The 11,996-nt window shown below is 70.8% G+C and carries 14 protein-coding genes; 6 read left to right on the top strand and 8 right to left on the bottom strand.

The window, feature by feature from the left end:
- Window positions 1-293: 293 nt before the first annotated feature.
- Window positions 294-713, bottom strand: a complete 420-nt coding sequence (locus E1166_RS25430) for a VOC family protein (RefSeq protein ID WP_132342465.1) — start codon at window positions 711-713, stop codon at window positions 294-296.
- Window positions 689-1,261, bottom strand: coding sequence for a cob(I)yrinic acid a,c-diamide adenosyltransferase (locus E1166_RS25435; protein ID WP_132342466.1), 573 nt, complete (start codon window positions 1,259-1,261; stop codon window positions 689-691). The genes E1166_RS25430 and E1166_RS25435 overlap by 25 nt, the downstream gene beginning before the upstream one ends.
- On the opposite strand from E1166_RS25435, the gene murA reads away from it, so the two are divergent.
- Together murA and E1166_RS25445 are read left to right on the top strand one after the other, a co-directional pair.
- Window positions 1,260-2,687, top strand: a complete 1,428-nt coding sequence (gene murA / locus E1166_RS25440) for a UDP-N-acetylglucosamine 1-carboxyvinyltransferase (RefSeq protein WP_132342467.1) — start codon at window positions 1,260-1,262, stop codon at window positions 2,685-2,687. The genes E1166_RS25435 and murA overlap by 2 nt on opposite strands.
- A gap of 78 nt (window positions 2,688-2,765) precedes the next feature.
- On the top strand, window positions 2,766-3,614 hold the full coding sequence (locus E1166_RS25445; RefSeq protein WP_132265049.1) for a 3-hydroxyacyl-CoA dehydrogenase family protein: 849 nt from the start codon (window positions 2,766-2,768) through the stop codon (window positions 3,612-3,614).
- Between the two features lie 51 nt (window positions 3,615-3,665).
- Here the strand turns inward: E1166_RS25445 and E1166_RS25450 are convergent, their stop codons facing one another.
- Both E1166_RS25450 and E1166_RS25455 read right to left on the bottom strand, forming a co-directional pair.
- Window positions 3,666-4,514, bottom strand: coding sequence for an ABC transporter permease (locus tag E1166_RS25450; protein WP_132342468.1), 849 nt, complete (start codon window positions 4,512-4,514; stop codon window positions 3,666-3,668).
- Window positions 4,511-5,359, bottom strand: coding sequence for an ABC transporter ATP-binding protein (locus E1166_RS25455; protein ID WP_132342469.1), 849 nt, complete (start codon window positions 5,357-5,359; stop codon window positions 4,511-4,513). The genes E1166_RS25450 and E1166_RS25455 overlap by 4 nt, the downstream gene beginning before the upstream one ends.
- 151 nt (window positions 5,360-5,510) lie before the next feature.
- Here E1166_RS25455 and E1166_RS25460 point away from each other — a divergent pair, with 151 nt between their 5' ends.
- Window positions 5,511-7,520 carry a protein meaA gene (locus E1166_RS25460; protein WP_132342470.1) on the top strand — a complete coding sequence of 670 codons (2,010 nt, stop codon included), beginning with the start codon at window positions 5,511-5,513 and terminating at the stop codon, window positions 7,518-7,520.
- 49 nt (window positions 7,521-7,569) lie between these two features.
- Here the strand turns inward: E1166_RS25460 and E1166_RS25465 are convergent, their stop codons facing one another.
- The 4 genes from E1166_RS25465 to E1166_RS25480 form a co-directional block, all read right to left on the bottom strand.
- Window positions 7,570-7,866, bottom strand: coding sequence for a DUF1540 domain-containing protein (locus E1166_RS25465; RefSeq protein WP_132265041.1), 297 nt, complete (start codon window positions 7,864-7,866; stop codon window positions 7,570-7,572).
- Window positions 7,867-7,981: 115 nt separating this feature from the next.
- The gene (locus E1166_RS25470; protein ID WP_243710509.1) at window positions 7,982-8,986 is read right to left on the bottom strand and encodes a polysaccharide deacetylase family protein; all 1,005 of its coding nucleotides are present in this window, start codon (window positions 8,984-8,986) and stop codon (window positions 7,982-7,984) included.
- A gap of 132 nt (window positions 8,987-9,118) precedes the next feature.
- Window positions 9,119-9,307, bottom strand: coding sequence for a DUF397 domain-containing protein (locus tag E1166_RS25475; RefSeq protein ID WP_132342471.1), 189 nt, complete (start codon window positions 9,305-9,307; stop codon window positions 9,119-9,121).
- Window positions 9,294-10,091, bottom strand: a complete 798-nt coding sequence (locus tag E1166_RS25480) for a helix-turn-helix transcriptional regulator (RefSeq protein WP_132342472.1) — start codon at window positions 10,089-10,091, stop codon at window positions 9,294-9,296. The genes E1166_RS25475 and E1166_RS25480 overlap by 14 nt, the downstream gene beginning before the upstream one ends.
- Window positions 10,092-10,499: 408 nt before the next feature.
- Here E1166_RS25480 and E1166_RS25490 point away from each other — a divergent pair, with 408 nt between their 5' ends.
- The 3 genes from E1166_RS25490 to E1166_RS25500 form a co-directional block, all read left to right on the top strand.
- Window positions 10,500-10,793 (top strand): hypothetical protein, encoded by a 294-nt coding sequence (locus E1166_RS25490; protein WP_243710510.1) that lies wholly within the window; start codon window positions 10,500-10,502, stop codon window positions 10,791-10,793.
- A complete protein-coding gene (locus E1166_RS25495) occupies window positions 10,793-11,041 on the top strand; it encodes a flavin reductase (RefSeq protein ID WP_132342475.1) in 249 nt (82 codons plus the stop codon). The genes E1166_RS25490 and E1166_RS25495 overlap by 1 nt, the downstream gene beginning before the upstream one ends.
- Window positions 11,042-11,424: 383 nt before the next feature.
- Window positions 11,425-11,996 (top strand): hypothetical protein (locus tag E1166_RS25500; protein WP_132342476.1); only part of this gene is annotated, 572 nt, incomplete at its 3' end.

An 11,996-nucleotide genomic window follows, 5' to 3' on the forward strand; every position in this document is an offset into this window, starting at 1 on the left:
GTCTGAAGCAGGTTGATGGTTGGCAGGACATGCCGTTGACCGAGGCCGCGCAGACCGTGCAGGTGTCGGCCTACCCGGATGCGTACGCGCAGTGGGAGCAGCAGGCCGCCGACCTCGTCGCCCAGTATCGGAACAGCTGACCAAGAACAACGCTGGCCGGCACCCCCGGGGTGCCGGCCAGCGGCGTCTGCGGACCTTGGCGGGTTGCCGTCAGCGGCGAACGGAGACTCGCCACGACTCGGAAGGCACGGAGCGAGCGGGCGCAGCCCCGGGCGTCGGCGTGCGGGAGCCGGTCAGTCGAGGCCGGCGACCAGTTCGACCTCGTAGCCCTGAGTGTCGCAGAGGTAGGCGGCGTAGGTGTGCGGGCCGCCGGCGTGCGGGTGACGGTCCGGGAAGAGCAACTCCCATCCGTGCCCGGGCGCGGCGGCGACCAGCCGGTCCACGGCGGCCGGCGGGCCGGCGTGGAAGGCCAGGTGGTTGAGGCCCGCCGCGCGTCGGTCGTGCACACGCCCGGTGAGCGCCGGGGATTCCTCCAGCACCAGGTACGTCGGGCCGAGCCGCCAGGACCGGCCGGCGGGCCAGTCCTGGTAGGGCGTCCAGCCCAACTCACCGAGGAGCCAGCCCCAGCTCCTGATGGCGCCGGCGAGGTCCGGTACCCAGACCTCGACGTGGTGCAACGCGCCGAGGTTCAGCGCTTGCCGCCCGGCACCCATAGCACATCTCCGTCCGGATTTGCCGTTCTTGACAGGATAAAGAGCAGATCCGAAAGACGATTGAGATACTTTGCCGGGAGAGGGCTGGTGCGCTCCGGATCGTGAGCGATCAGGGCCCAGGCTGCCCGTTCGGCGCGCCGGGCGATCGTCCGTGCCACGTGCAGCAGCGCCGCGCCGGCGGTGCCGCCGGGGAGGATGAAGGAGTCGAGCTTGCCAAGGCGCGCGTTGTACTCGTCGCACCAGCCTTCGAGGCGCTCGACGTACTCCTCGGTGACCCGCAGCGGCGGGTACTTCGGGTCCGCCTCGACCGGCGTCGACAGGTCGGCACCCACGTCGAACAGGTCGTTCTGGATCGAGCCCAGTACCGCCCGCAGCTCGTCGTCGAGCCGCCCGAGGGCGAGGGCGACGCCGATCGCGGCGTTGCACTCGTCGACGTCCGCGTACGCGGTGATGCGTGGATCGGTCTTCGACACCTGCTCGTTGTTGCTCAGCCTGGTCATGCCGGCGTCGCCGGCCTTGGTGTAGATGCGCGTGAGGTGGACGGCCATGACGCACAGCCTACGGATCCCGGACCTGACGATCCCGGCGCGACCGGACCCGGCCACCGGGTGCGCGGGCGAGGCGGCTGTTCCGGGAGCCCACGACGTCGACGTGATCAGGGTGACCGGTGCGGCCCGACTGGCCGGCACCGTACACGTGGTGGGCGCGAAGAACTCGGCGTTGAAGCTGATGGCGGCGGCGTTGCTGGCCCCGGGGCGGACGGTGATTACCAACGTTCCCCGGATCACCGACATCGCGATCATGGGTGAGGTGCTGCGCCGGCTCGGTTGCGGGGTGCGCTTCGAGGCGGACGAACCGGTCGACCCGATGGTGGGCCGGGGCGGAGCCGCCCGGTCCCGCTCGGTGATCATCGACGTGCCGGAGCAGCCCGGGGCCGAAGCCGACTACGACCTGGTCCGGCGGCTGCGCGCGTCGATCTGTGTGCTGGGCCCGCTGCTGGCCCGGCGGGGGTACGTCCGGGTGGCGCATCCCGGTGGCGACGCGATCGGCTCCCGGGGCCTGGACATGCACATCGCCGGGCTGGCCCGGATGGGTGCGGACGTCTCCGGCGAGCACGGCTTCGTCATCGCGGCGGCCCCGGACGGGCTGCGCGGCGCGGAGATCACGCTGGACTTCCCCAGCGTCGGTGCCACCGAGAACCTGGTGATGGCGGCGGTGCTGGCCCGGGGCGTGACGGTGGTCGACAACGCCGCCCGCGAGCCGGAGATCGTCGACATCTGCACGATGCTCAACCAGATGGGCGCCCGGATCTCGGGTGCCGGTAGCTCCACGCTGCGTATCGCCGGGGTGCCCGAACTGCGCCCGGTGCGGCACGCCACGGTGGGGGACCGGATCGTCGCCGGGACGTGGGCGTTCGGTGCGGCGATGACCCGGGGGGACGTCACCGTCACCGGTGTCGACCCGATGCTGCTGGAGGTGGCCCTGGACAAGCTGGTCTCGGCCGGTGCTCTGGTGGAGACCCGGAGCGACGCCTTCCGGGTACGCGCCGACGACCGGCCGAGGGCGGTGGACGTGGTCACCCTGCCGTACCCGGGTTTCGCCACCGACCTGCTGCCGATGGCGATCGGGTTGGCGGCGGTGAGCGACGGGGCTTCGCTGATCACCGAGAACATCTTCGACGGGCGGTTCATGTTCGCCAACGAGATGGTGCGCCTGGGCGCGGACATCAAGACCGACGGGCACCACGCGGTGGTGCGCGGACGGGACCGCCTCTCCGGTGCGCCGGTACGGGCCACCGACATCCGCGCCGGCGCCGGGCTGATCATCGCCGGGCTCTGCGCCGACGGAATCACCGAGGTGTCGCACGTGTACCACGTCGACCGGGGGTACCCGGACTTCGCGGCGGACCTGCGGGCGCTGGGGGTGGAGGTCGAGCGGGGGACTGTCGCGCAGGCGCCGGAGTTGACCATCTGACCCGCCGGGCCTTAGCCCTCGTTCAGCTCGGGCGACTAGGGTGCAGACAGACACTCAATCGCAGCGAGGGAGAAGCAGATGGCGGGTCGACTCGCGGTCGTCGGTGCCGGGCTGATGGGTTCGGGTATCGCCCAGGTGGCGGCGCAGGCGGGCTGGCAGGTGACGCTGCGCGACCTGGACGACGCGGCCACCCGGCGGGGCGTCGCCGGCATCCGGACGTCGCTGGAGAAGTTCGCCGAGAAGGGGAAGATCGACGCCTCCGAGGTCGAGGCGACCCTCGGCCGGATCACCCCGACCACCGAGCTGGAGGCGGCGGCCGACGCGGACATCGTGGTCGAGGCGGTCTTCGAGAAGATCGAGATCAAGCACGAGGTGTTCCGCGCGCTGGACAAGATCTGCCGGTCCGACGCGATCCTGGCCACCAACACGTCGGCCATCCCGGTCACCCAGATCGCCACCGCGACGCAGCGGCCGGAGTCGGTCGTCGGCACCCACTTCTTCTCCCCGGTGCCGATGATGCGGCTCTGCGAGCTGGTACGCGGCTACCAGACCAGCGACGCGACCCTGGCCGCGGCGAAGGCGTTCGCCGAGGGGGTCGGCAAGACCGTGGTGGTGGTGAACCGGGACGTCGCCGGGTTCGTCACCACCCGACTGATCTGCGCCCTGGCCATGGAGGCGGTCAAGCTGGTCGAGTCCGGCGTCGTCTCCGCCGAGGATCTGGACACCGCGTGCAAGCTCGGCTTCGGTCACGCCATGGGGCCGCTGGCCACGGTCGACCTGACCGGGGTGGACGTGCTGCTCAACGCCACCAGGAACATCTGGACCGACACCGCCGACGGCAAGTTCTTCCCCCCGGAGCTGCTCCAGCGCATGGCCACCGCCGGTGACTTGGGCCGCAAGACCGGCAAGGGCTTCTACCAGTACTGAGTGTGGTGGGCCGGACGCGCGACGTCCGGCCCCGCTCGGTAGCGGCGCGGCTCAGCCGTCGCGCCTGGTGGTCCAGCGGAAGGTGGTCAGGCAGAGCACCAGGCCGATCACGCACCACAGGGCGAGCACCAGGGCGACCCGGCCCAGCTCGAACGAGCCGCCCGGCTCGTGGGCGCCGAAGCTGTCCGGCAGGAAGACCGCGCGCAGGCCCTGGCACATCCACTTGAGCGGAAAGAGCGCCGCCACCTGCTGCATCCAGCCGGGCAGGTTGGTGAAGACGAAGAACACCCCGGAGATGAACTGCAGCACCAGCGCCACCGGGGTGACCACGGCGGAGCCGCTGCGGGCGGTGCGGGCCAACGAGGAGATGGCGATGCCGCAGAGGGTACAGGCGGTGACGCCGAGCACGGAGACCCAGCCGAAGGTGAGCCACCGGGCGGCGGTGTCGGGCAGGTCCAGGTCGAACAGCGCCACCGAGACGGCGAGCAGCAGTGCGGTCTCGGCCACGCCGATCGCCACCACCAGGATCACCTTGCCGGCGAACCAGACCCATTTCGGCATCGGCGTGCCCCGGTAGCGCTTGAGCACCCCCCGGTCCCGTTCGATGGGGATCCAGATGCCGAGGTTCTGGAAGCTGACCGTCATCAGACCCGTCGCGATCATGCCGGTGATGAAGTACTGGGTGTAGCCGACCCCCGGGGCGATCTCGTCGCGGAAGATCGCGGCGAAGATCATGATCATGATGATCGGGAAGCCCATCGTGAAGACGACGGACTCCCGGCTGCGCAGGAACTGGGTGATCTCCAACCGGCCCTGCCGCAGGGCGAGCGCGCCCGCGCCCGGCCGCCGGGCCGGTGCGGCGGCGGTGGCCGGGGCGGCCGGCTTCGTCGTGGTCGTCATCGGCGTCCGATCATCGTCAGGTACACGTCTTCCAGGGTCGGCCGGGTCACGGTGAGGCCGGGAACCTCGCCGCCGAAGCGCGTGGCCAGCTCCACCACCAGTGCCGTCGGCGTCGCGCTCTGCGCGGTTCCCGGCGTCCCGTCCGGGGTACGCCAGGAGACCGTGGCCAGTGCCTCCTGCCGGTTGCCGAGCCGGTCCGGTGGGGCCACCTCGACCAGCCGGCCGGCGGCGATCACGCCGACCCGGTCGGCGAGCGCCTCCGCCTCGTCCAGGTAGTGGGTGGTAAGCACGATGGTGGTGCCGGCGGCGGCCAGGTCCCGGATCAGTTCCCAGAACTCGCGCCGGGCCTCCGGGTCGAAGCCGGTGGTCGGCTCGTCGAGGAAGAGCAGTTCGGGGCGGCCGATGATGCCCAACGCGACGTCGAGCCGGCGCTTCTGCCCACCGGAGAGGGTGTGCGTGCGGGCCCTGGCCTTGCCGGTCAGACCGACCCGCTCGATCACCTTGTCCGGGTCGTCGGCGTCGGGATAGAACCCGGCGAAGTGCCGGACCACCTCGCCGACGGTCAGCTCGTCGAACTCACCGGTGCCCTGGAGCACGATGCCCACCCGGGAGCGGTGGCGCGGGTCTGGGTGGGCCGGGTCGACGCCGAGCACGCGTACCTCGCCGGCGTCGCGTTGCCGGTAGCCCTCCAGGATCTCCACGGTGGTCGTCTTGCCGGCGCCGTTCGGTCCGAGTAGGGCGAACACCTCGCCCCGGTGGACGTCGAGGTCCACCCCCGCCACCGCGACGGTGTCGCCGTACGCCTTGCGCAGTCCCCGTACGGAGATCGCGAGCTGGTCATCCATGCTGTCCAGTGTGCGACCCGCTGGGAGGGTGGACAGCCCCGGGGTGTGGTGCTGTCGGCCCGGCTGTGCCGGCTGTCCCCGCTGGTCCGCTCCGGGGACCTGTGTGGTTTTCCACAACCCGCTCTACTGAACGGTAACTTAGACTCCGGCCATGGACGAGAAGGCTCTCCCGGGCCGGCTGCCGGAGCGCGACCGCCCGTGGGTGATGCGCACGTACGCCGGGCACTCCTCCGCCGTGGCCACCAACGCGCTCTTCCGCCGAAACCTGGCCAAGGGGCAGACCGGGCTCTCGGTCGCCTTCGACCTGCCCACCCAGACCGGGTACGACCCGGACCACGAACTCGCCGCCGGTGAGGTCGGCCGGGTCGGTGTGCCGGTGGCTCACCTGGGCGACATGCGGGCGCTGTTCGACGGCATCCCAATCGCCGACATGAACACCTCCATGACGATCAACGCGCCGGCGATGTGGCTGCTCGGGCTCTACGGCACGGTCGCCGCCGAGCAGGGCGCCGAACTGTCCCGATGCGCGGGCACCACCCAGAACGACATCATCAAGGAGTACCTGTCCCGGGGGACGCACATCTTCCCGCCGGCGGCGTCGCTGCGGCTCACCGCCGACGTCATCGCGTACACGCTGCGCGAGATGCCGAGGTGGAACCCGGTCAATATCTGCTCGTACCACCTGCAGGAGGCCGGCGCCACGCCGGTGCAGGAGGTCGGTTTCGCGCTGGCCACCGCCGTTGCCGTGCTCGACGCGGTGCGCGACTGTGGCCAGGTGCCCGCCGAGCGGATGGGCGACGTCGTCGCGCGGATCAGCTTCTTCGTCAACGCGGGGGTGCGTTTCGTCGAGGAGATCGCCAAGATGCGCGCCTTCGCCGCGCTGTGGGACGAGATCACCCGCGAGCGCTACGGCGTCCAGAACCCGAAGCACCGGCGGTTCCGCTACGGCGTGCAGGTCAACTCGCTGGGCCTGACCGAGGCCCAGCCGGAGAACAACATCCAGCGCATCGTGCTGGAGATGCTCGGCGTCACCCTCTCGCGTGACGCCCGGGCCCGCGCGGTGCAGCTGCCCGCCTGGAACGAGGCGCTCGGCCTGCCCCGCCCCTGGGACCAGCAGTGGTCGTTGCGGATGCAGCAGGTGCTCGCGTACGAGTCGGACCTGCTGGAGTACCCGGACCTGTTCGCCGGCTCGCACGTGATGAGCGCCCTGGTCGACGGTATCGCCACCGGGGCGCGGGCCGAGCTGGAGAAGGTGCTGGAGATGGGCGGCGTGGTCGCCGCCGTGGAGACCGGCTACCTCAAGAGCGCGCTGGTCGCGTCGCTGGCCGAGCGGCGTCGCCGGATCGAGGCGGGCACCGATGTGGTGGTCGGGGTCAACCGGTTCACCGAGACCGAGCCGTCGCCGCTGACCGCGGCCGGCGCCGAGGCCGTCGAGCAGGTCGATCCGGCGGTCGAGGCCGCCGCCGCCGCCCGCGTACGCGAGTGGCGGGCCCGCCGGGACGCGGCGGCCGTGGCCGCGGCACTGGCCCGGCTCCGCGCGGACGCCGCGACCACGACGAACCTGATGGGCGCGACGCTGGAGTGCGTGCGGGCCGGGGTGACCACCGGCGAGTGGGCCGGCGCGCTGCGGCAGGTCTTCGGCGAGTACCGGGCGCCGACCGGGCTGACCGGCGCGGCCGGCGCCGGCGGCGACGCGACGCTGGGCGCGGTCCGCGCGCGGGTCGCCGCCACCGCCCGGGAGCTGGGCAGCGGCCGGTTGCGGCTGCTGGTCGGCAAGCCTGGCCTGGACGGGCACTCCAACGGCGCGGAGCAGATCGCGGTACGCGCCCGCGACGCCGGCTTCGAGGTGATCTACCAGGGCATCCGGCTCACCGCCGGGCAGATCGTGGCCGCCGCCGTCGAGGAGGACGTGGACCTGGTCGGCCTGTCGGTGCTCTCCGGTTCGCACCTGGCCGCCGTGCCCGCGGTGCTGGCCGGGCTGCGCGAAGCCGGGCGCGGTGACCTGCCGGTGGTGGTCGGCGGCATCATCCCGGCCGGGGACGCCGACGCGCTGCGCGCGGCCGGGGTGGCCCGGGTCTTCACCCCGAAGGACTTCGCCCTGAACGGCATCATCGACGAGCTGGTCACCGTGATCCGGGAGGCCAACCGCCTGGCCGGCTGAGTGTCGCGCCGGCCCCGCCGGCCGCCCCCGAACCGGCGGGGCCGGTCGCTCAGCGGCTCTGGTACGTCATGCAGTCGGCCATGTCCGTGTCGGGCCCGACGGTGATCGCCGGCGCGTGGCACTCCAACTCCGAGTTGTGCCGGCAGTCCGACCGCTGGCAGGCGCCGACCTGCGCGATGAGCTGCTCGATCCCGGCGCGTCCGGGCATCTCGATGAAGGTGTCGCAGTGGGCGTGGTCCCGGTTGCCGATGCTGATCGCGAACGCGTGACAGTCGTTGGTGTGGTTGTAGGCGCAGGACGTGACCGTGCACTCCTCGACCCGGGGCATCTCCATCGCAGCGGTCATGGCGACCCTCCTTCTCCTCTTATGCCCCGATGGTAGGTATCTGGGAGGGTCTGTTGGCCGGCTTCCGCCCTTCGTCACCGGTAGGGGGCCGCTCAGGTCCTGGCGAGTTGCTTGATCACCCGGCTGGTCGTGACGTGCCGCCCAGCACCTCGGAGAGCGGGGCCGGTTCCAGACCACGCTCAGCCAGCCCGGCGAGGATGTGCGGCAGCGCCTCGTCGGTCATCGGCGCGTTCGCCTCGGTCACATGCAGAATGATCACGGAGCCGGGGCGGGCCTGGCTCAGCACGGCGCGGACGATGGGCTGCCAGTACCGGGCGAACGGGTCGCCGCTGACCACGTCGCCGTCGACCACGGTCAGCCCGAGCGGGGCCAGTTCGGTCAGCGCCGTCCGGTCGTGGCAGAGGCCCGGGAAGCGGAAGTACCGGGTCTGCCGGCCGCCGTACGGGGCGATGGTGTCGAAGGTACGCGCCACGTCGGCGGTCATCTCCCGCCGGGGCAGCGCCTTGAGGGTGTAGCAGTCCGGGGTGAACGCGTCGTGCCCGTAGCTGTGGTTGGCCAGCTCGAACCGGGGATTGGCGGCCAACCGCCGGGTCAACTCCGGGTACTCCCGCACCCACTTGCCGGTGAGGAAGAAGGTCGCCGGCACCTTCTGCCGTTCCAGCAGGTCCACGATCGCCAGGTTCGCGTAGGAGGGTGGGTTCGTGCCGCGCAACTGCCGGCGCATCGCGTCGGTCATGTCCGCGTCGAAGGTGAGGGCGACCTTCCGGCCGGTACGCGGCCCGTGGTCCACCACCGGCGGCAGACTGCCCGGCACCGTCGCGCCCGGCGTGGTCGCGCCCGGCACCGCTGGGCCGGTGGCGTTCGCGTCCGGCGCGCCCCCGCCGTCCGTCGACCGGACCGGCCCCCGGCTACGCGCCGGCGCTGGTTCTGGTGCGCCGGAACTGGCCGCCGTGCCGCCGTCCTGCCAGGTGCTCGCTGTCGAGCCGCCGGTCGGGGCGGTGGCCCCGACGGCCGCGTCGACCGGGGCGCGCAGGGGCATCGGACCGAGGACGAAACCGGCGACGGCGGCGAGCGCCGCCGCCCCAGCGGCGAACACCACGCGGGGATTCTTCACATGCACCGCGTGATGATCTCAGCGCGACGACGGCCGCGGAGTCCCCCATCCGTCCGCCGGTTGGCTGCTGTTCCGCGCGTGGGCGGAACGAAGAAGACCCCCAGCGCGAAGGCTGGGGGTCTTCACGGCATTCCTGGGTCAGTGCCGCTTGGCGTACCCGACGAACGACTTCCAGGTCTTCGGGTCGAAGGCGAGCACCGGGCCGGCCGGATCCTTGCTGTCGCGTACGGCAACTACACCGGGCAGGTTGTCCGCGACCTCAACGCAGTCGCCGCCTGCCGTGTTGCTTCTGGTGGACTTCCTCCACCGAGCGTTACTGAGGTCCATGCTGGCTCTCAACTTCCTTCACCAGGGCGACCGACAGGACTTCGGGAAGAGCGACGCCCCGTACGCCTTCCCATCTGGCCAGAAGCGTAGCCACCTTCTCGTCGGTGCCAACCGCCGTGCCGCCAAGCTGGTCGTCCAGATGGCCGAGCCATGTCCCGTCGGGCAGCATCGCCAAAGCAAGCGGTCCGGACAGTCCGACATGCAGGCCGGCGTTCGCCGGCACGACGTGGACATGGACGTGCGGTAGCTCGGTCATGCGCAGCAGGTGGGCAAGCTGCTCGCCCATGATGGCGTCCTGGCGGCGCAGCGCTGACTCGTCGATGACCGCGACGACCTGCGGTGGATGTTCGCGGGTCAGGATCTCCTGGCGCTCCAGCCGGGAGGCCACCTGCTGCTCGACCTCCGACTCCGGCCGAGTGTCATCGAAGCGCAGCACCGCGCGGGCGTAGTTCTCCGTCTGGAGCAAACCGGGGATCAGCGTCGGGTTGAAGTAGCGGAGTTGGTTGGCTACGCGCTCGGCGTCACGCCAGGGCTTGAACCACGTGGGCAGACTGTCGCGCTGCGCTGACCGCAGCAGGGACTCGAAGAGGCCGCCGGTTTCCAGGATCTCGTCCGCCCGGCGGGCGTACGGCAGGTCCATGGGTCGGGTGCCCGTCTCGACGGCGGACACGGTAGACGCCGAGTAGTTCGTCCGCTTGCCGAACTCCTCCTGATTCATGCCGGCCAAGACCCGCTGCCTGCGGAGCTGGGCACGGATCAAGTCGACCGTCTGCTCAGCTTCCATCGGACCTCCAGAGATTCGCCAAGATCACCGAGCGTCGCCAGCTACGGCGCGTGATTGCCCGACCCTTACCGGGGCCAGCCTGAACAGCTTCCGAGCGTATCGGTGTCCTCACCAGACTGTCACTCATGCGGACCCGTTCGTCGCCGAACAGGGCTCGGGCGGACTCCGTCCCGGGGTCGCTCCCCTGCCCGGTGGGGGAGCGGCCCTTTCCAATCTCAAGGAGGTCAGCATGCGTATGTCGTGGTTCCGGTGCCGGACAAGAGCCCTGCCGGTTCTGCCACAGCGGGCGGCTGGCACCCACCGTCCCGAGTGGATGCGTCAGCCGCCCCGACCGATGCCGGTGCAGCGGCCTGGTCGCGCCGGATGGCTCACGCCGGTGCAGCAGTTCCGGGCCGATGGAGGTCGTTGGTGAGCGTGTTCGGCAGCGTCCTCACGGTCACCGGGCACATCGGTTGTCACCCGACGTGGGATTGCGAGGTTTGCGGCGAGCCGTGGCCATGCCCGGCGTTTCGTGCGATAGGGCAGGACCGGTGGGACGGCACGACCCTGATCCCGGTTATGTCCTCCCTGATCCGTAGCGCCATCCGCGACCTGCGTGGCCGACCGGAGGGGCCGGAGCCGCCCGAGATCGTGAAGCGTTTCCTGTGGTTCCTGCCGCTGAATGATGAGGAAGCCCGCGCCATCGCCCTGCGGATGCGCTGATGGTCGGCCGGATCATCCCCCACCTGCCGATGCGTCCGCTGTGGCGGTGCCGCAACTGTGGCGCGCCGTGGCCGTGCCAGCCGGCCAGACTCTCCCTGCTGGTCGAGTACCGGCACGACCGTACCGCCCTGCTGGTCTACCTCGCCCAGCAGATGACCGAGGCCCGCGACCAACTCGCCCAGCTCAACCCCGACCACTGCGCGGACCTGACGGAACGCTTCCTCGCCTGGGCCAGGCCCCGAGGATGAACTGACCACGTCCCGTCGTCTTCGAGGCGTCCGTGTCCGGTTCGTGTCAGTCTGGGGTCCGGATCCCGTGACCGGCGGCACCCCGGTGGCGGAATGGTGGCGGGCCCGGGGTCGTTACATTCTCTGTACGACCGCAGCAGCATGCCCCGCTGCCTGGCCCGACGGCCTGCCGGCGGGTGCGGGGGCCCGGAATGATGGCGGCCCACCGGTCGTTACACATGGTCCCGGCACCGCAAGCCCCCGTGCTTGGCGTGACCGCGAACCCCTTCGGGTTGGCGAGGAGCCGGACATGCTTCCCCCTTGATTGAGCGCCTGTCGAGGTGCCCGCATGCGTTGTCGTCCCCACGACACGTGTGTGTCGACCCCCGTGAAGGAGCTTCCTCATGAACACGATCATGCGTAAGAGCGTGCTGGGTATTGCTGGTCTGGCTTTCGCCGGTGGCGTGTTCGCCGGTCCCGTGACCGAGGCCCACGCCGCTGCGGTGCCGACCGCCGGTGTGGTCCAGGCCGACAAGCCGGCCGTGGACAAGGCCAAGCTGATCCCGCACGGTGTGCAGGGTGCCCAGTCGAAGATCACTCTGAACGACGAGCAGACCGCCAACGTCAAGGCGATCATCGCGGCGACGAAGAAGGCGGGCCTGCCGGAGCGTGCGGCTGTCATCTCGATCGCGACCAGCTTGCAGGAGTCGAAGCTGGAGAACCTGGGTCACCTGGGTGACCGCAACGATCACGACTCGCTGGGCCTGTTCCAGCAGCGTCCGAGCTCGGGTTGGGGCACGCCGGAGCAGATCACCGATCCGGAGTACTCCACGCTGGCGTTCCTGAAGGGTCTGAAGCAGGTTGATGGTTGGCAGGACATGCCGTTGACCGAGGCCGCGCAGACCGTGCAGGTGTCGGCCTACCCGGATGCGTACGCGCAGTGGGAGCAGCAGGCCGCCGACCTCGTCGCCCAGTA

The sequence above is a fragment of the Micromonospora sp. KC213 genome (assembly GCF_004348325.1).
Classification (GTDB): domain Bacteria; phylum Actinomycetota; class Actinomycetes; order Mycobacteriales; family Micromonosporaceae; genus Micromonospora.